The 19,960-nt window shown below is 39.7% G+C and carries 17 protein-coding genes; all 17 read left to right on the top strand.

Annotated elements, in window-relative coordinates; genetic code table 11:
- Positions 1–6 precede the first annotated feature (6 nt).
- Complete coding sequence (locus tag LAV82_RS02560) at positions 7–1,050, top strand: protein-glutamate methylesterase/protein-glutamine glutaminase (protein ID WP_499715619.1); 1,044 nt, start codon at positions 7–9, stop codon at positions 1,048–1,050.
- Between the two features lie 14 nt (positions 1,051–1,064).
- Positions 1,065–3,044: a chemotaxis protein CheW gene (locus LAV82_RS02555; RefSeq protein WP_499715617.1), complete on the top strand. Its 1,980-nt coding sequence runs from the start codon at positions 1,065–1,067 to the stop codon at positions 3,042–3,044.
- Positions 3,045–3,074: 30 nt separating this feature from the next.
- Positions 3,075–3,503, top strand: a complete 429-nt coding sequence (locus tag LAV82_RS02550) for a chemotaxis protein CheW (RefSeq protein WP_211077396.1) — start codon at positions 3,075–3,077, stop codon at positions 3,501–3,503.
- A 50-nt stretch (positions 3,504–3,553) separates the two neighbouring features.
- On the top strand, positions 3,554–4,048 hold the full coding sequence (locus LAV82_RS02545; RefSeq protein ID WP_013058853.1) for a chemotaxis protein CheD: 495 nt from the start codon (positions 3,554–3,556) through the stop codon (positions 4,046–4,048).
- Positions 4,049–4,097: 49 nt separating this feature from the next.
- A complete protein-coding gene (locus LAV82_RS02540; RefSeq protein ID WP_211077398.1) occupies positions 4,098–4,859 on the top strand; it encodes a FliA/WhiG family RNA polymerase sigma factor in 762 nt (253 codons plus the stop codon).
- 15 nt (positions 4,860–4,874) lie between these two features.
- Positions 4,875–5,402, top strand: coding sequence for a hypothetical protein (locus tag LAV82_RS02535; protein WP_211077399.1), 528 nt, complete (start codon positions 4,875–4,877; stop codon positions 5,400–5,402).
- Between the two features lie 158 nt (positions 5,403–5,560).
- Positions 5,561–6,280, top strand: coding sequence for a 30S ribosomal protein S2 (gene rpsB, locus LAV82_RS02530; RefSeq protein ID WP_013058850.1), 720 nt, complete (start codon positions 5,561–5,563; stop codon positions 6,278–6,280).
- Between the two features lie 107 nt (positions 6,281–6,387).
- Entirely contained in the window at positions 6,388–7,269 is an 882-nt protein-coding gene (gene tsf / locus LAV82_RS02525) for a translation elongation factor Ts (RefSeq protein WP_013058849.1), read from the top strand.
- Between the two features lie 76 nt (positions 7,270–7,345).
- Positions 7,346–8,068, top strand: a complete 723-nt coding sequence (gene pyrH, locus LAV82_RS02520; RefSeq protein ID WP_013058848.1) for a UMP kinase — start codon at positions 7,346–7,348, stop codon at positions 8,066–8,068.
- Positions 8,069–8,070: 2 nt separating this feature from the next.
- A complete protein-coding gene (gene frr, locus LAV82_RS02515; protein WP_013058847.1) occupies positions 8,071–8,628 on the top strand; it encodes a ribosome recycling factor in 558 nt (185 codons plus the stop codon).
- 134 nt (positions 8,629–8,762) lie between these two features.
- Positions 8,763–9,545, top strand: a complete 783-nt coding sequence (gene uppS, locus LAV82_RS02510; protein ID WP_028410833.1) for an undecaprenyl pyrophosphate synthase — start codon at positions 8,763–8,765, stop codon at positions 9,543–9,545.
- 18 nt (positions 9,546–9,563) lie between these two features.
- Positions 9,564–10,355: a phosphatidate cytidylyltransferase gene (locus tag LAV82_RS02505; protein ID WP_029320614.1), complete on the top strand. Its 792-nt coding sequence runs from the start codon at positions 9,564–9,566 to the stop codon at positions 10,353–10,355.
- Between the two features lie 35 nt (positions 10,356–10,390).
- Positions 10,391–11,539 carry a 1-deoxy-D-xylulose-5-phosphate reductoisomerase gene (dxr, locus tag LAV82_RS02500; RefSeq protein ID WP_499715614.1) on the top strand — a complete coding sequence of 383 codons (1,149 nt, stop codon included), beginning with the start codon at positions 10,391–10,393 and terminating at the stop codon, positions 11,537–11,539.
- 78 nt (positions 11,540–11,617) lie between these two features.
- Complete coding sequence (gene rseP, locus LAV82_RS02495; protein WP_025750292.1) at positions 11,618–12,877, top strand: RIP metalloprotease RseP; 1,260 nt, start codon at positions 11,618–11,620, stop codon at positions 12,875–12,877.
- A 105-nt stretch (positions 12,878–12,982) separates the two neighbouring features.
- Positions 12,983–14,680, top strand: a complete 1,698-nt coding sequence (locus tag LAV82_RS02490; RefSeq protein WP_013058842.1) for a proline--tRNA ligase — start codon at positions 12,983–12,985, stop codon at positions 14,678–14,680.
- Between the two features lie 118 nt (positions 14,681–14,798).
- Positions 14,799–19,109 carry a PolC-type DNA polymerase III gene (locus tag LAV82_RS02485; RefSeq protein ID WP_499715613.1) on the top strand — a complete coding sequence of 1,437 codons (4,311 nt, stop codon included), beginning with the start codon at positions 14,799–14,801 and terminating at the stop codon, positions 19,107–19,109.
- Positions 19,110–19,473: 364 nt separating this feature from the next.
- Positions 19,474–19,944: a ribosome maturation factor RimP gene (gene rimP / locus LAV82_RS02480; protein WP_013058840.1), complete on the top strand. Its 471-nt coding sequence runs from the start codon at positions 19,474–19,476 to the stop codon at positions 19,942–19,944.
- Positions 19,945–19,960 lie beyond the last annotated feature (16 nt).

The following is a 19,960-nucleotide window of genomic DNA, read 5'->3' as shown; positions in this document are numbered from 1 at the left end:
ATTAGAGTGAATGAAATAAAGGTGCTTATTGTAGATGATTCTGCATTTATGCGAAAGCTAATCGGCGATTTTTTAGCATGTGACAGTCGTTTTCACGTTGTGGGTACCGCACGTAATGGTGAAGAAGGGTTAAAAAAAGCGCTCGAGCTGTCGCCAGACATTGTGACACTTGATATTGAAATGCCCAAAATGAATGGCTTAGATATGTTAAAACAGCTCATGCGCGTGAAGCCCCTTCCTGTTGTCATGTTATCGAGTACAACAATAGAAGGTGCTGAAAATACGCTGACCGCTATGCAGTACGGCGCAGTTGATTTTGTTGCTAAACCTTCGGGAGCTATTTCGCTGGAATTACATAAAGTGAAAGATGAGCTTATCTCTAAACTATTGCTTGCTAGTAAAGCCAACATATCTTCAAGCAGTCATCAGCACGCGCAAAACAGCAGTGTATATAACCTCCCGATGGGGACGAAAGTGAACAAAATGATTTGTATTGGCACTTCTACTGGAGGACCGCGTGCACTGCAAGAAGTATTATCAACTGTTTCAAAAGACATAAACGCACCTATTTTTATTGTGCAGCATATGCCGCCAAATTTCACAAAATCATTAGCAGCTAGATTAAATCAGCTGTCTGATATTGAAGTAAAAGAAGCAAAAGACAATGAAATCGTTCGCTCAGGATGTGCGTATATTGCGCCTGGAGGTTTTCATATGACGGTTGTAGAGAAAAAAGGACAGCTCAGCATTTGTTTAGATACTTCTTCACCTGTAAAGGGACATCGCCCCTCAGTGGATCGTTTGTTTCAGTCGATTAGTAAAATTTCAGGTTATCAAACGCTTGCCATTGTGTTGACAGGAATGGGGGCGGATGGAACGGAAGGGGTTATTGATTTAAAGAAAAATAAAGACGCGCTTATATTGGCTGAATCGGAAGAAACAGCTGTCATTTATGGGATGCCCAAATCAGCCGTTTCTACAAAACTTGTTGATTATATTGAACCGCTGCGAAACGTTGGAAGCTTTATTTCTCGCTACGCACAGAAATAGGAGGGAAAGTTACGATGGATATGAATCAATATCTAGAAGTGTTTATTGAAGAAAGCAGGGAACATCTTCAAAACGTTAATGACCAGCTAATACGTTTTGAAAAAAATACCGATGATCTTGGCTATGTAAACGAAATTTTCCGGTCTGCTCATACGTTAAAAGGTATGTCTGCAACAATGGGATTTGATGATTTAGCACAATTAACTCACAAAATGGAAAACGTGTTAGATGCTGTTCGAAATCACCAACTCGACGTTCATACGGAAGTGCTTGATGCTTTGTTTGAATCAGTCGATGCGCTAGAAATAATGGTTCAATCTATTTCTGAAGGCGGCGATGGTCAGCTTGATGTCAAATTGCTTGTTCAAAAGCTGCAGCGTATTGTAGCAGAGGAACCCGTAGCACAGCATGCAGCTTCTTCGATTGAGTACGATGAATTAGTACAAACGCTGCTCAGCCAAACAGGAGACCAAGGGTTTAACGCGTTTGAAATAACCGTACAGCTTGAACGCACCTGCTTATTAAAAGCTGCACGCGCTTATATGGTATTTGATGTGTTAGAGCAAGCAGGAGACGTTATTAAGTCAGCGCCAACTGTTCAAGATATCGAACAAGAAAAATTTGAATCGTCTTTTATCGTTATATTAGTAACAAACGAATCACAAGAAAAGCTGCAGGCGAGCCTCATGGAAGTCTCTGAAGTAGAAAGTGTGAAAATTGCTGCGGTCCCCGTAAAAAAGGAGACAGAAATGGAGGAGCTTGTTTCACCAGAAGTAGCAGCAGCGATACAGGAAGTTACTGTGTCAGCACCTTCTAAATCGCCTGTTGAAGAGAAAAGACAGCCCTCAAATAACAAGACGATTCGAGTTAATATTGACCGTTTGGACAGTCTCATGAACTTGTTTGAAGAACTAGTTATTGATAGAGGCAGGTTAGAACAAATATCAAAAGAATTGAATAATAGCGAATTAGACGAAACGGTAGAGCGGATGTCTCGTATTTCTGGAGATTTGCAAACGATTATTTTAAATATGCGTATGGTGCCTGTAGAAACCGTTTTTAATCGTTTTCCCCGTATGGTGAGACAGCTTTCAAAAGATTTAGGGAAACAAATTGAACTTCAAATTGTCGGAGCTGATACAGAGCTGGACCGGACCGTCATTGATGAAATTGGAGATCCGCTTGTTCACTTATTAAGAAATGCCGTTGACCACGGAATTGAAATGCCTCAAGCACGCTTAGAGAACGGAAAGAATGAAAAGGGAACGATTCGCCTTAAAGCTTATCATAGCGGAAATCATGTCTTTATTGATTTAGAAGATGACGGGGCGGGCATCAATCGTGAAAAGATACTGCAAAAAGCGTTAGATCGAGAAATTATTGATGGGAAAACAGCTGAAACGCTGACGGATAAACAAGTGTACGAGCTCATTTTCGCTTCGGGCTTTTCGACGGCTGAGCAAATTTCAGATGTTTCCGGACGAGGAGTAGGTTTAGATGTCGTGAAAAACACGATTGAATCGCTAGGGGGTTCTGTAACGATCGATTCTAACGAAGGATACGGTTCGCGTTTTTCTATTCAACTGCCGCTCACTCTGTCTATCATTTCTGCTTTACTCGTGCAAATGAGTGAAGAGCGCTATGCCTTGCCGCTTTCTTCGATTATTGAAACAGCTATTGTTCAGCCGAAAGAGGTCATGCATGTACACGGTCAAAAGGTTATTGACTTTCGAGGAGCTATTATTCCTCTTATTGATTTAAAAGAACTATTCACTGTGCCTAACTCAGTACTAGGCGATCATTATTCAGTAGTCATCGTGAAAAAAGGAGAAAAGACCGCCGGGTTAATTGTTGATTCTTTTATCGGTCAGCAGGAAATTGTTTTAAAATCTTTAGGTCATTATCTGCCGGATGTGTTTGCTATTTCAGGAGCCACGATTTTAGGCGATGGACAAGTAGCACTTATCATTGATTGCAACGCTTTGATTAAATAACAAATGCTGTAAAAAGAAAGGGAGAAAGGCATGAAAATTATTGTGTTTCAATTGGGAGACGAGGAGTACGGAATCTCAGTAGAAGAAGTGCAGTCGATTGAAAAGATTCAGCACATAACACGTGTTCCTGGAGTAAAAAAATATGTAAAAGGTGTTATTAATCTTCGCGGTGTTATTACACCGATTATTGATTTGCGCACTCGCTTTAACTTGCAAGAACAGCTTAACCATGAGCTGACACGTATTATTATGGTTCGTCTTAATGATGTAGAAGCAGGTTTGATTGTCGATGCAGCAAATGATGTAGTGGATATTGATGAAAAAACGATTGCTTCAGTGCCTGAAACAGTTGAAGGAACAGCTGTAGAATACTTAAACGGAGTCGTTAAAATAGATAGCCGTTTAATTGTTCTTCTAAATTTACCTAAAGTGCTCTCTTTAGAAGACCACCTCCAGTGAGCCAAACGAATAATGGATATCACGCTGAAGGTTCTAGGAGTTGAAGAATCATGAGAGATGATAAACAAGTGATTAAGGTAGGAATTGCCGAGATGAATGTTACACATGCACCCGCAGTGCTTCGAACAGCGGGATTAGGATCATGTGTAGGAGTTGTCGTTTATGACTCTATTCACTCAGTAGCTGGGCTCGCTCATGTGATGCTTCCGGATTCAAGCGGGGCTAAATGTCCTTTTAATAGAGCTAAATATGCAGATACAGCCATTTTTGATTTGATAAATATGTTGATTAAACAAGGCGCACATAGAAAATTGTTAAAAGCAAAAATAGCAGGAGGCGCGCAGATGTTTCAATTTGAACCAAGAAATGATGTCATGCGAATTGGCCTTCGAAATGTTCAAGCAGTAGAGAGAGAGCTGCATAGAAACAATGTAGAAATTGCAGCAAAAGCTACAGGAGGACACAACGGACGCACAATTGAATTTGATCCTCAAACGGCTATTTTAAAGGTTCGTACGATTAACGAAGGGATAAAAACGATATAAAGCGCGCTCTGACCGTTTAATAGCGCTATAAAAAGGAGTTGAAAGACCCTTGAAAAGTATACAAGAAGTTGAAGAACATAAAATTTGGCAGGAATGGATAGAGACGAGAGACTCACATGCAGGAAACATGCTTGTTAAAAAGTACATGCCGCTTGTTAACTATCACGTTCAGCGGATCAGCGTGGGGCTGCCAAAGAATATTCATAAAGAAGAGCTTCGTAGTTTAGGGTTAATCGGCCTTTACGATGCTTTGGAAAAGTTTGATTACGGTAGAGACTTAAAGTTTGATACATATGCGTCTTTTCGAATTCGAGGGGCGATAATAGACGGGCTTCGTAAAGAAGATTGGTTATCAAGAAGCGCAAGGGAAAAGACGAAAAGGATTGAGCAAGCAACAGAAGCACTTGAACAAAGATACTTGCGCAGAGTTGCACCAAGTGAGGTTGCAAAAGAAGTAGGCATGACAGAAGCAGATGTCGTTCATACGATGAACGAAGGCTTCTTAGCTAACGTGTTGTCAATGGAAGAACAGCCGAAAGAGTATGAAGATGGAGAGCAAAAATATACGATTAAAGATGAAAAAACGCTCTCTCCTGAAGAGGAGCTAATTAACGACGAACGATATCAAGAGCTTGCTGAAGTTATCGAGCAGCTAAATGAAAAAGAGCAGCTCGTTGTTTCATTATTCTATAAAGAAGAGTTGACTTTCACAGAAATCGCACAGCTGTTAGGGCTATCTGCTTCACGTATTTCTCAAATTCATTCGAAAGCGCTGTTTAAAATGCGTACGAGTTTAAGCAAAATAATTTAACAAAGAGGTAAAAAGATGGGGTTTTTACTCGCAGTTAGTTTTTTAATTCATGGTCTATCACTGTTTTGCATTATTCTTTTATATATGCAAGTGACCAAAGTGAAAAGGATTGAACGCTTGCACCAGCAAAATATAAATAAAATGGAAGCTGCGATGAGTTCATATCTAGCTGAATTTCAGGAACAAAACGAGCAGTTTTTAAGGCAGCTTCGAGAGCGTTCCACTTCACTTTCTTCGGAAGTGGAAAAAAGCAGCGTAAAATCACCTTTGGTAGATGAAGAAGACGTGCCTGTTCAAAGGGTGGATCTAAAAAGTGAGCCTTCCCAGTCGCTACATGAACTTTTTTCTATAGAAGAAAATCAGAAGCATATACACACATCTTTTGACGAATTAACTACAGACCAAATTCAAGATTTGTCAAGTGAAGAGATAAAAGAATTTTCCGTTTATTTAAAAAGAAAAGGTTTAACAATCGAAGAAATTGCAAAACATTTACACAGAGGGAAAACTGAAATTGAATTATTATTGAAATTTCATCAATAAACTTAATGAAACGCTTGCTTGTGAAAAAGGAGTGTGCTATATTTGTTTTTGGTGTTATTACACACGCTTGTTGATTCGGTTGATGGTGCTACTTTTTGTAGTTTCGGCTGAAGATGAAATGAGCGGAGGAGACTTAAAACCATTAGGAGGAAAAACACATGTCAGTAATTTCAATGAAACAATTACTAGAAGCTGGTGTACATTTCGGTCACCAAACTCGCCGTTGGAACCCAAAGATGAAGAAATATATCTTCACTGAGCGTAACGGCATCTACATTATCGATCTTCAAAAAACAGTTAAGAAAGTAGAAGAAGCGTACAAATTCGTTAAAGAATTAGCTGCAGACGGCGGTACTGTTTTATTCGTAGGTACGAAAAAACAAGCTCAAGATTCTGTTAAAGAAGAAGCAGCTCGCGCTGGTATGTACTTTGTTAACCAACGTTGGTTAGGTGGTACATTAACTAACTTCTCAACTATCCAAAAACGTATCAAACGTTTAAAAGATATCGAAAAAATGCAAGAAGACGGTACTTTCGAAGTACTACCTAAGAAAGAAGTAGTTCAACTTAAAAAAGAGTTAGAGCGTCTTGAAAAATTCTTAGGCGGCATTAAAGATATGAAACAACTTCCAGATGCATTATTCATCATTGACCCTCGTAAAGAGCGTATTGCAGTAGCGGAAGCTAAAAAATTACACATTCCAATCGTTGGTATCGTAGACACTAACTGTGATCCAGACGAAATTGATTATGTAATCCCTGCAAACGATGATGCAATTCGTGCTGTTAAACTTTTAACTTCTAAAGTTGCTGATGCTATTCTAGAAGCTAAACAAGGTGAAGAAACAGCAGTTGAAACTGAAACAACTACTGCTTAATTCCGTGAAAGGTGATAAGAGGGAATAGCCTTTTATCACCTTTTTTTGAAAAGATTTAACCCATTTATATACATTAATTACATACCCAAACAAGGAGGCTACACATTATGGCAATTACTGCTCAAATGGTAAAAGAACTACGTGAAAAAACTGGCGCTGGTATGATGGATTGTAAAAAAGCGTTAACTGAAACTAACGGTGATATGGAGCAAGCAATCGATTTCTTACGTGAAAAAGGTATTGCAAAAGCTGCTAAAAAATCAGACCGTATTGCTGCTGAAGGTCTAACTTACATCGAAACTCAAGGTAACGAAGCTGTTATCCTAGAAGTTAACTCTGAAACTGATTTCGTTGCGAAAAACGAAGGTTTCCAAAAATTAACAAAAGAATTAGCTGCTCACATCTTAGCTAACAAACCAGCTGACGCTGCTGAAGCTGCTACTCAAAAAATGGAAAACGGTGCAACTGTTGAAGAACACATCAACTCTGCAATCGCTACAATCGGAGAAAAATTATCTCTACGTCGTTTCGCTGTAGCAACAAAAACTGATGCTGATGCATTCGGTGCTTACCTACATGCTGGCGGACGTATCGGTGTGTTAACAGTATTATCTGGTACAACTGAAGAAGCTGTTGCAAAAGACGTTGCTATGCACATCGCTGCAATCAACCCTAAATACATCTCTCGTGACCAAGTTTCTGCTGAAGAAACTGAGCGTGAGCGCGAAGTATTAACTCAACAAGCATTAAACGAAGGCAAACCAGAAAAAATCGTTGCAAAAATGGTTGAAGGTCGCCTTGGCAAATTCTTCGAAGATATTTGCTTACTAGATCAAACATTTGTTAAAAATCCTGATCAAAAAGTACGTCAGTTCGTTGAGAGCAAAGGCGCTACTGTTGAAAGCTTCGTTCGTTTTGAAGTAGGAGAAGGTATTGAGAAGCGTCAAGACAACTTCGCTGAAGAAGTAATGAACCAAGTTAAAAAGTAAGGGTTTGACCGTATAGGGAACACTGTGTGTTCCCTTTTTTACAAAAGAGATCTCACCGTTAACGATGGAGGTAAGCATGAGTCAAGCAAAATATAATCGTATCGTATTAAAGTTAAGTGGAGAAGCATTAGCTGGTGAAGAGGGTTTTGGTATTAACCCATCCATCATCAAATCTGTTGCTGAACAAGTAAAAGCCGTTTATGAATTAGGTGTGGAAATTGCTGTAGTCGTTGGTGGTGGAAACATTTGGCGTGGTAAAATTGGCAGTGAAATGGGTATGGATCGTGCCGCTGCTGATTATATGGGAATGCTAGCAACAGTAATGAACTCTTTGGCTCTTCAAGATAGCTTAGAGAACATTGGTGTGCAAACACGAGTTCAGACTTCTATCGAGATGAGACAAGTAGCAGAGCCTTATATTAGAAGAAAAGCTGTTCGTCATCTTGAGAAAAAACGCGTTGTTATTTTCGCCGCGGGTACAGGAAACCCTTATTTCTCTACAGATACAACAGCAGCTTTGCGTGCAGCTGAAATCGAAGCTGACGTGATCTTAATGGCTAAAAACAACGTAGATGGCGTTTATAATGCAGATCCTAAGCTTGTACCTGATGCTGTAAAATACGAAACATTAACGTATATTGATGTTTTAAAAGATGGACTAGCTGTTATGGATTCTACAGCTTCTTCATTATGTATGGACAATGATATTCCGCTAATTGTTTTTTCAATTACGGAAGAAGGCAATATTAAACGTGCCGTTACAGGCGAAAACATTGGAACAATTGTAAAGGGGAAATAAACATGCCAAAACAAGTGTTGCAAAACGCAAAAGAAAGAATGGAAAAAGCAATTCAATCATTTAGCCGCGAACTAGCATCAATTCGTGCTGGACGTGCAAGCGCGTCACTTCTTGACCGCGTAACGGTAGAATACTACGGTGCACCAACACCAATTAACCAATTGGCGCAAGTAAGCGTGCCTGAAGCTCGTATGCTTGTTATTCAGCCTTATGACAAATCACAAATTGGTGAAGTTGAAAAAGCTATTTTAAAATCTGACTTAGGGTTAACACCTACAAGCGATGGAACTATTATCCGTTTATCGATTCCTGCTTTAACGGAAGAACGTCGTCGTGAGTTAGTGAAAATGGTGAAAAAATACGCTGAAGAAGCAAAAGTTGCGGTTCGTAACGTACGCCGTGATGCAAACGATGATTTCAAAAAGTTAGAGAAAAAAGGTGAAATTACTGAAGACGATTTACGCGGCTACAGTGATGACATTCAAAAACTAACAGATGACCATATCGTAAAAGTGGATAAAGTGGCGAAAGATAAAGAAGAAGAAATTATGGCAGTTTAAGTCATTTCAAGGTAAAATATATTGTAAAAGACCCTCTATTGTTTACAGGGGGTTTTTTTGTTAATAATGTGTAGTAAGAAAAAACTCACATAAGCCACACGTTTATGTGAGAGCGTACAACGGGGGACCTTTGCATGTTAAGAAAATTTCAAGCATGGAAGAAAAGTCAAGATTTAAATACACTGTCTTTGTCAGAACGAAAAGATCAAGTGAAACAGCACCCTGTTCCTGAACATATTGCAATTATTATGGATGGGAACGGTCGTTGGGCGCAAAAACGAGCTCTTCCTCGCATGATGGGCCATCATGAAGGAATGAAGGTAGTGCGTCATGTGACCAGATTGGCCAATGAATTAGGTGTTAAAGTATTAACTTTATATGCATTTTCCACTGAAAATTGGAAGCGCCCCAAAACTGAAGTCGAGTTTTTAATGAAACTGCCAGAGGAATTTTTAACAACCTTTCTGCCTGAGCTAATTGAAAAAAATGTGCAAGTTCGTATTATGGGGGATAAAAGTGAGCTCCCTGCCCATACGATTCGAGCCGTGGATAACGCAATTGAAAAAACAAAGCATAACACAGGGCTGATTTTAAACTTCGCGCTCAATTACGGTAGCCGTCACGAAATCATGGGCGCTATTCAGTCATTGGTAGAAGATGTAGAACAGGGAAAAGTAGCTTCCTCTTCTATTTCAGAAAATTTATTTTCTTCCTATTTAATGAGCAAAAGCCTTCCAGATCCGGATTTGCTTATTCGTACAAGCGGTGAGCTTCGCTTAAGTAATTTTATGCTTTGGCAGCTAGCTTACACAGAGTTTTGGTTTACAGAAGTATTATGGCCAGATTTTAAAGAAAATCATTTAATCGAAGCAGTCGAGGCGTTTCAAAAGCGCGGTCGTCGCTTTGGTGGTGTATAAGAAGGTGTGGAAAACAAGATGAAACAGCGCATTATCACCGCGATTGTAGCACTTGCGGTATTTGTGCCGATTGTTTTAATTGGAGGGTTACCTTTTACCCTTATCATGTATGTAATCGGAACAGTTGGTGTAATTGAGCTTTTAAAAATGAAACATTTGAAAGCAATGTCTTTTCCAAGTATCATTAGTTTATTGCTAACCTGGGTGTTTTTACTACCAAATGGAAGAGATGTTGCATTTCAATTCTTAAGTGAACATAAGATAGAAGTAGCGCTTGCTGCTGTCCTTCTTTTATTAATGTACACGGTTATAGTTAAAAATAAATTTACCTTCGATGACGTTGGGTTTATTTTGTTAACGACAGTATATGTTGGCTTTGGCTTTCATTATTTTATCGAGGTTCGTCAAGAGTTCGGGTTAGCTTATTTGTTCTTTGCTTTTCTTATTATTTGGGCGACGGATTCCGGAGCTTATTTTATTGGACGAGCAATGGGGAAACGAAAGCTATGGCCGGAAATCAGTCCCAATAAAACAATTGAAGGTTTTGTTGGTGGCGTCGTATGCGCTATTATAGTAGCTATTGTATTTAAGCTGTTAGCAAATATTGATCAAACTATGATCGAACTACTTGTAATTGGTATTATCGTATCGTTATTTGGACAGATGGGTGATCTTGTACAATCAGCGTTCAAACGTCACTATGGCGTAAAAGATTCAGGAAAGATTTTACCGGGTCATGGTGGGATTTTAGACCGTTTTGACAGTTTAATGTTCATCATGCCAATTTTAGCTTTTTTATTATCTCTATAAAAAAGATGTCTTTGTTTTAATAGGAGTGAATATACTTGAAGAAAATTTCCTTGTTAGGAGCTACAGGTTCAATTGGTACTCAAACCGTTGATATTGTTCGAGCGCATCCGGAGCATTTTGAGCTCTCAGCAATCTCTGTAGGTCGAAATATTAATGAAGCAAGAAAGATTATTCAGCGGTGTAAGCCAGCCCTTGTTTCTGTGATGAAGAAAGAAGATTGTCTGTCACTGCAAGCAGAATTCCCTTCTATTCGATTTGTTTATGGAGAAGAAGGGCTTGTGGAAGTGGCAACTCATCCATCCACAGAAGTTTTAGTAAATGCTGTTCTTGGAAGTGTAGGGTTGACTCCTACGCTAGAAGCAATCAAAATGAGAAAAACGATTGCTATTGCAAATAAGGAGACACTTGTTACCGCTGGTCACCTTGTTATGGAAGCAGCCAAAGAATATGGCGCTGATATTTTACCGGTAGACAGTGAGCACTCAGCTATTTTTCAAAGTTTGCAAGGGCAAGATCAAAAAGCAATAGACCGTTTAATTTTAACGGCTTCTGGAGGGAGCTTTCGAGATAAGACGAGAGCAGAACTACAGGGAGTAACGGTTGAAGATGCGTTAAATCATCCAAACTGGTCGATGGGAGCTAAAATTACAATTGATTCGGCAACGATGATGAATAAGGGATTAGAAGTGATTGAAGCACATTGGCTTTTTGATCTTCCCTATGAGAAAATTGATGTATTGTTACATAAGGAAAGCATCATTCATTCTATGGTAGAGTATTCGGATACAAGCGTTATTGCTCAGCTTGGAACGCCTGATATGCGCGTGCCAATTCAATACGCGTTAACGTATCCAAAGCGCATGTCTTTGCCTAACACCAAGCGTTTAAGTTTGGCGGATATTGGCCAGCTTCACTTCGCTAAAATGGATGAAGAGCGTTTTCGCTGTTTAGCTTTTGCATTTGAGGCTGGCAAAGCGGGTGGAACACTTCCGACTGTTTTAAATGCAGCTAATGAAGAAGCTGTTCAAGCCTTTTTAGATGGTCACATTACATTTTTACAAATTGAAGATGTGATTGAAAAAGCAATGAATGAACATACTGTAATACAGAAACCTTGTTTATCTACTATTAAAGAAGTAGATTTAGAAGCAAGAGAGTTTGTTAGATCCGCCATCTCTCGATAATGTGCGTGCGAGAGAAGCCACTCGCTTATTTCTGGTGGGTGGAGGTTTGACTCTATTACATGAAGGGGGTAATACCCATTGAACACAGTCATTGCGTTTGTCGTCATTTTTGGAGCTCTTGTATTCTTTCATGAGCTTGGTCATTTAGTTTTTGCAAAGCGTGCAGGCATCTTATGCCGTGAGTTTGCCATTGGGTTTGGTCCCAAAATCTTTTCATTTAAACGAGATGAAACAGTTTATACCATTCGCTTGCTGCCTCTAGGTGGATTTGTTCGAATGGCTGGAGAAGACCCAGAAATGATCGAAGTAAAGCCTGGTCAAATGGTGGGCCTCATGTTTGATAAGGAAGGCAAAGTAAATAAAGTCATTATTAATAACAAGGAACAGCATCCAAATGCAAAAGTTATTGAGGTAGAGCAAGCAGACTTAGAGCATAATCTATTTATTTCAGGTTATGAAGAAGGTGAAGATGAACGTCTGCAAAAATTCGAGGTAGCAGAAGAATCTTACTTCGTTATGGATGGAGAAGAAATTCAAATTGCACCTTACAGCCGTCAGTTTGCTTCCAAAACTCTTGGTCAGCGTGCGCTAGCCATTTTCGCTGGTCCGCTAATGAACTTTATATTAGCCTTTGTTATTTTTATCGTTCTTGGGATTTCTCAAGGATATGTTGTTGACAAACCCGTGATGGGCAAATTAACATCAGATGGAGTAGCCGTTGATGCGGGACTCAAACAAGGAGATAAAGTTCAAGCAATTGATGGACAAAGTGTTTCAACGTGGGATGATGTCGTAAAAGTAATTCAAAAGCATCCTGAACAGCAAATTACATTCACGGTTCAGCGCGGCGGCAAAACGCTAGATATTCCGATTACACCTGAAAGTCGCAAAGTTGGGGAACAGACAATTGGATTAATTGGCGTATATGCACCGGTTGAAAAGTCATTCATTGGTTCGATCACGCACGGAGCTACTGAAACATATACGTGGATGAAAGAAATCTTAACGGGTCTAGGGAAGCTTGTGACAGGGCAGTTCAAACTGGATATGCTTTCTGGTCCTGTAGGTATTTACGCAGCAACCGATCAAGTAGCACAGTCAGGCATTTATTATCTAATGAAATGGGCCGCCGTTTTAAGTATTAACTTAGGGATTGTCAATTTGCTTCCACTTCCTGCTTTAGATGGAGGACGACTATTGTTCTTCGCTGTAGAAGGAATTCGCGGTAAGCCAATTGATCGTCAAAAAGAAGGCATTGTGCATTTTATCGGTTTTGCTTTATTAATGCTGCTGATGCTCGTTGTAACGTGGAACGATATTCAAAAGTTCTTTTTATAAGACATACGCTCAGCGAGGGATATTCCCTCGCTGATTATATGAAAATTGCGGCATGGTCCGCCTTAAAAAAATAAGATAGAGAAGTAAGCAAAGAGGTGCGAGGTTATGAGACAAAGTTCTACATTGATTCCTACATTAAGAGAAGTGCCAGCTGATGCGGATATAAAAAGCCATCAGCTTCTATTGCGCGCAGGTTATATGCGCCAAAATGCAAGCGGCGTGTACAGCTTTTTACCGCTTGGTAAGCGCGTATTGCAAAAAGTTGAACAAATTGTTCGTGAAGAGATGGACCGTGCAGGTTCTGTCGAATTATTAATGCCTGCTTTACAACAAGCTGAATTGTGGCAAGAGTCTGGCCGCTGGTATTCATACGGACCTGAGTTAATGCGTATGAAAGATCGTCACGGCCGTGAATTTGCTTTGGGAGCAACACACGAGGAAGTTATTACAAGCTTGCTTCGTGACGAAGTGAAGTCATACAAACGTTTACCGCTAAATTTATATCAAATTCAAACGAAGTTCCGCGATGAAAAACGTCCACGCTTTGGCTTATTACGCGGTCGTGAATTTATTATGAAAGATGCATATTCGTTTCATGCTTCTCAAGAAAGTTTAGATGAAGTATATGATAAAATGTTTGCTGCCTATAGCCGCATCTTTGAGCGCTGCGGATTAAATTTCCGTGCGGTTATCGCTGATTCAGGTGCAATGGGCGGAAAAGATACGCATGAATTTATGGTTCTTTCTGAAATCGGGGAAGATACAATTGCTTATTCAGATACATCTTCTTATGCAGCAAATGTTGAAATGGCACCGGTTGTAAATACGTATGAAAAATCAGGTGAAGCTGAAAAAGAATTAACAAAGGTAGAAACACCAAATCAGCATAGCATTGAAGACGTAGCTGCTTTCTTAAATGTTGAAGCGACTTCTTGTATCAAGTCCCTTTTATTTAAAGTAGATGATCGTTTTGTGCTTGTACTTGTTCGCGGGGATCACGAAGTAAACGATATTAAAGTGAAAAACTATTTTGAAGCTTCCGTTGTTGAACTGGCAACTCCAGAAGAAACAAAAGAAGTATTAAAATGCGCAGTTGGTTCAGTAGGACCGATTGGAGTAAGTGATTCAGTAGAAGTGGTAGCTGATCATGCTGTAAAAGCAATTGCTAACGGTGTATGCGGAGCAAATGAAGAAGGTTATCACTACACAAATGTGAATGAACGTAACTTTAATGCAACTTACGAAGATTTCCGCTTCATCCAAGAAGGGGATCAGTCACCGGATGGACAAGGCGTTATTAAGTTCGCTAAAGGTATTGAAGTCGGACACGTCTTTAAGCTAGGAACTCGCTACAGTGAAGCGATGGGAGCAACGTATCTAGATGAGAACGGACGCAACCAGCCAATGATTATGGGCTGTTATGGTATTGGTGTTTCTCGTACGGTAGCTGCGATTGCAGAACAATTTAATGATGAGAACGGTCTTCTATGGCCAGAAGCTGTTACGCCTTATCAAGTGCACGTTATTCCAGTTAACGTGAAAAATGATGAACAGCGTGAACTAGGTGAGAAATTATATAATGAGTTATTAGATAATCGCTTTGAAGTGCTGTTAGATGACCGCCAAGAGCGTGCAGGAGTAAAATTTGCAGATTCAGATTTAATTGGTCTTCCTGTTCGAGTAACAGTTGGTAAACGTGCATCTGAAGGGATTGTAGAAGTAAAAGTACGCAAAACTGGGGAGTCATTAGAAGTGTCAGTTGACAATCTAGTTTCAACAGTGAAAGAACTGCTAGCGAAGTAATGAAGCAGCGGGGATTTGTATCCCTGCTGTTTTTATGTTTATAAACAGAACATATGACAGAATAGAAGTCATTTATGTTAAAATAGATTGCACTCATTTATAAAAGGAGGCAGAAAACTTGGAAGCACAAACGCTAGGAAAAAAAGAGCGTTTTAAGTTGCTGCTGCAGCAGTTAGAGCTGACGAGTGATCAAATTGTTCCTTACTTTGAAAACGCAGCGATTGAAAAGCTCGTCATTCAGAAAGAACAAAAAAGATGGCATTTCCATTTTTCTTTAGAAGGGTTATTACCTTTTGAGATTTATGAGTTATTCCATGCTCGCATGTCTTCAGCTTTTTCTCATATTGCGAGTGTTTCTTTTTCTATTCAAACCGTTAATAAAGAATGTACGGAAGAGCATGTACAGTCATATTGGAAGCATTGTATTGGAGAAATGCAGGGCATATCTCCCCTTTTACAGTCGCTTTTACAAGATCAAATGCCGAGATTGAACGGTGCCAAATTGATTGTGAACGCACGCCATGATGCAGAAGGAACGGCTTTACGTAAAAAGTATAGTCAGTTAATTGCTGATCAGTATGCGTCCTATGGGTTTCCGAACCTTCAGCTAATGACGGAAGTTGTACATTCAGAAGAAGCATTTCAGCAGTTTGTAGAGCAACGAAAACAAGAAGATACAGAAAAAGTATTACAAGCCATCACAGAAATGCAAAATAAAGAAAATGAAAAAAGTGATGGACCAGACCTACCAAAAGGTCCGCTTACAATTGGATATACGATTAAAGACGAGACGGTTCGCCTGGATTCCATTGTGGATGAAGAAAAGCGAATTGCCGTTGAAGGATACGTATTTGATGCAGAAACTAGAGAATTACGAAGCGGACGTACGCTTCTTATTTTTAAAGTGACAGATTATACAAACTCTATTATGGTTAAAATGTTTTCGCGTGACAAAGAAGATATTCCTTTACTTCAAGCTATTAAAAAAGGAATGTGGGTAAAGGTTCGCGGAAGTGTACAAAATGATACATTTGTCCGTGATCTAGTTATGATTGGAAATGATGTTAACGAGATTGCCGGTCCCGCTAGACAGGATACAGCGCCTGAAGATGAAAAGCGTGTGGAACTTCACTTGCATACGCCGATGAGTCAAATGGATGCCGTTTCATCTGTTGGAGCTTTAGTCGGACAAGCCAAAAAATGGGGACATCCGGCTGTAGCGATAACTGATCACGCGGTTGCACAGTCGTTTCCTGAAGCGTATGGAGCCGGGAAAAAGAACGGCATTAAAATACTGTACGGAGTGGAAGTCAATTTAGTAGACGACGGCGTGCCGATTGCCTATAATCCGCAGCATGTGGATTTGACAGAAGCAACTTACGTCGTATTTGACGTCGAAACAACCGGTTTGTCAGCCGTGTACGATACCATTATTGAACTTGCTGCCGTGAAGATGAAAGAAGGCGAAATCATCGATCGATTTGAACGGTTTGCAAATCCTCATCATCCTCTGTCTGCAACAACAATTGAGCTGACGGGTATTACAGATGATATGGTCCAAAATGCGCCTGAAATCTCAGAAGTACTTCGGGATTTTCACGAGTGGATGGGCGACAGCATTTTAGTCGCTCATAATGCAAGCTTTGATATGGGATTTTTAAATATGGGACTGCAAAAAATCGGATTAGAAAAAGCAGCTAACGGCGTTATTGATACGCTTGAACTCGGAAGATTTTTGTATCCGCATATGAAAAACCATCGTTTAAATACTCTTGCGAAAAAGTTTGATATTGAACTTGTGCAGCATCACCGCGCGATTTATGATGCGGAAACAACCGGCTATTTGTTAAATAAAATGCTGAAAGATGCATTTGAACGCGAAATTACGATGCACGATCGCTTAAATGATTATATGGGAGAAGGGAATGCATATCAGCGGGCCCGTCCTTATCATGCGACGCTTTTAGCACAAAACGACGTAGGTTTAAAAAATCTATTTAAACTCGTTTCGATTTCTCATTTAAATTACTTTTATCGAGTTCCGCGAATTCCAAGATCTCTGCTCGACAAATATCGAGAAGGCATCTTGATTGGAACCGCATGTGACCGAGGCGAAGTATTCGAAGGCATGATGCAAAAAGGAATTGATGAAGTAGAAGGAGCAGCTGAATTTTATGATTACATCGAAGTGCAGCCTCCTGACAACTACAAGCACTTAATTGAACTAGATTTAGTGCGAGACGAGAAAGCCTTAAAAGACATTATCAGTAATATTGTGAAGCTTGGTGAAAAGATTGGAAAGCCGGTTGTAGCAACAGGAAATGTTCACTATCTCAATCCGGAAGACAAAATTTACCGAAAAATTTTAATTGGATCACAAGGCGGAGCTAACCCGCTAAATCGTCATCAGCTGCCGGATGTTCATTTTAGATCAACGGATGAGATGCTGAATTGTTTTTCATTTTTAGACGGGGACAAAGCGAAAGAAATTGTTGTTCATAATACGCAAAAAATAGCGGATATGATTGACGATATTAAACCAATTAAAGATGATTTATATACACCAAAAATTGAAGGTGCAGACGAAGAAATGCGTGAAATGAGCTATGCGATGGCACGCAGCATCTACGGTGAAGAGCTGCCTGAAGTAGTAGAAGCTCGCCTAGAGAAAGAGTTGAAAAGTATTATCGGCCACGGGTTTGCCGTTATTTACTTGATCTCGCATAAACTCGTTAAAAAATCCTTGAATGATGGTTACTTAGTTGGTTCACGTGGTTCCGTAGGGTCTTCATTCGTTGCGACGATGACGGAAATTACAGAAGTAAACCCACTGCCGCCGCATTATGTTTGTCCAAAATGTAAGAAATCTGAGTTTTTTAATGACGGTTCCGTTGGTTCTGGATTCGACTTGCCGGATAAAAGCTGTGAAGATTGTGGCGTACCATTTATTAAAGACGGACACGATATTCCGTTTGAAACGTTCTTAGGATTCAAAGGAGATAAAGTTCCTGATATCGATTTGAACTTCTCCGGAGAGTATCAGCCGCGAGCTCATAACTATACAAAAGTACTGTTTGGACAAGATAATGTATACCGCGCGGGAACAATCGGTACAGTAGCCGAAAAAACAGCTTATGGCTATGTCAAAGGCTATGCCGGTGACCGTGATTTACATTTACGAAACGCAGAAGTGGATCGTTTAGTAGCAGGATGTACGGGCGTAAAACGTACAACGGGTCAGCACCCAGGGGGGATTATCGTTGTACCGGACTATATGGATATTTTCGATTTTTCACCGATCCAGTTTCCAGCTGACGACCGTAATTCCGAATGGAGAACAACTCATTTTGACTTCCATTCGATTCATGATAATTTATTAAAACTTGATATACTCGGACACGATGATCCGACCGTGATTCGCATGCTTCAAGATTTAAGTGGAATTGATCCAAAAACGATTCCGACGGATGATCCTGAAGTGATGAAAATTTTTAGCGGAACGGAATCACTTGGCGTAACAGAAGAGCAAATTATGTGTAAAACAGGAACGCTTGGCATACCTGAATTTGGAACGCGCTTTGTGCGTCAAATGTTAGAAGATACGAAGCCAACGACGTTTTCAGAGCTTGTTCAAATCTCGGGACTGTCTCACGGGACGGACGTATGGCTTGGTAATGCGCAGGAGCTAATTCGCAATGATATTTGCAACTTAAGTGAAGTAATCGGCTGTCGTGATGATATTATGGTTTATTTAATTTATCAAGGTCTTGAACCGTCACTTGCCTTTAAAATTATGGAGTCTGTGCGTAAAGGGAAAGGGCTAACACCTGAATTTGAAGAAGAAATGATCAAAAATGGTGTACCGGACTGGTATATTGATTCCTGTAAAAAGATCAAGTACATGTTCCCTAAAGCCCATGCCGCTGCTTATGTATTGATGGCCGTGCGTATTGCTTACTTTAAAGTGCATCACGCGCTTCTTTATTACGCAGCGTACTTTACGGTTCGTGCAGATGACTTTGATATTGATACGATGATTAAAGGCTCAACTGCCATTCGAGCGAAGATGGAAGAAATCAACGCTAAAGGTTTAGATGCATCTCCTAAAGAGAAAAACTTATTAACGGTGCTTGAGCTTTCTTTAGAAATGTGCGAACGAGGCTATTCGTTTAAAAAAGTAGATTTATATAAATCAAGCGCAGATGAATTTTTAATTGACGGCACGTCTTTAGTGCCACCGTTTAATGCCATTCCCGGTCTGGGTACAAATGCAGCGCTGAATATTGTAAAAGCTCGTGAAACAGGAGAGTTTTTATCGAAAGAAGACTTGCAGCAGCGAGGCAAAGTATCGAAGACGATTTTAGAGTATCTAGACAACCATGGATGCCTTGAATCATTACCTGATCAGAACCAGCTTTCTCTTTTCTAACATTTGCATAAAATAAGCGGTTATGATATAGTAATTGTGGAAATGCTAAGGATACGGACGAGAAAGAGTGGGGAAACCCGCTCTTTCTTATTGATATGAACTTACTGACATAGTAAGTAGTATGGAGAACGAATCGGCTTCTAGCATGATTCGTTTTTTCTGTAGATTTTCAATCACCATGATTGATTTATTATGTGACGTTTAAAATCCTGCAACACAAATGACAACATTTCCACTCTAGTAGGTTAGACCTCTTATAGAGTGCAAAATAAAAATAGCAAATAAACCACTCTTTTTTGATATAAGAGACATAAAAAACGCGTAACCTAAACATACCATGCAATGTCTCGAAGGGAGGATTAGAATGAGTAAAAATGTAAAACAAACAGTGGAAGAAATGGTTTCCCCTATCTTAGAGGAAATGAATTTAGAGCTTGTTGAAATTGAATACGTAAAAGAAGGAAAAGATTGGTTTTTACGTGTGTTTATCGACTCTGATAACGGCGTGGATATCGAAGACTGCGGAGCAGTAAGTGAAAAATTGAGTGAGAAAATGGATGCAGTAGATCCAATCCCTCATAACTATTTTTTAGAAGTATCATCGCCTGGTGCGGAACGCCCATTAAAAAAAGATAAAGATTTTGAACGTGCAATTGGTAAGCATGTATACATAAAAACATATGAACCAATTGAAGGTGCAAAAGAATTTGAAGGCGAATTACAATCATTTGACGGAGAAACTGTCACATTATCTATTCGTATCAAAACACGCACAAAAACAGTGGTTTTACCATATGACAAAGTCGCTTTTGCTCGATTAGCGATTGTATTTTAATGTGTAGGGGCCAATA

This window comes from Bacillus sp. ILBB4 (assembly GCF_035064545.1).
Lineage (GTDB): Bacteria > Bacillota > Bacilli > Bacillales > Bacillaceae_H > Priestia.
The sequence above is the reverse complement of the archived record's forward strand: the minus strand, read 5'-3'. Positions and strand labels throughout refer to the sequence as shown.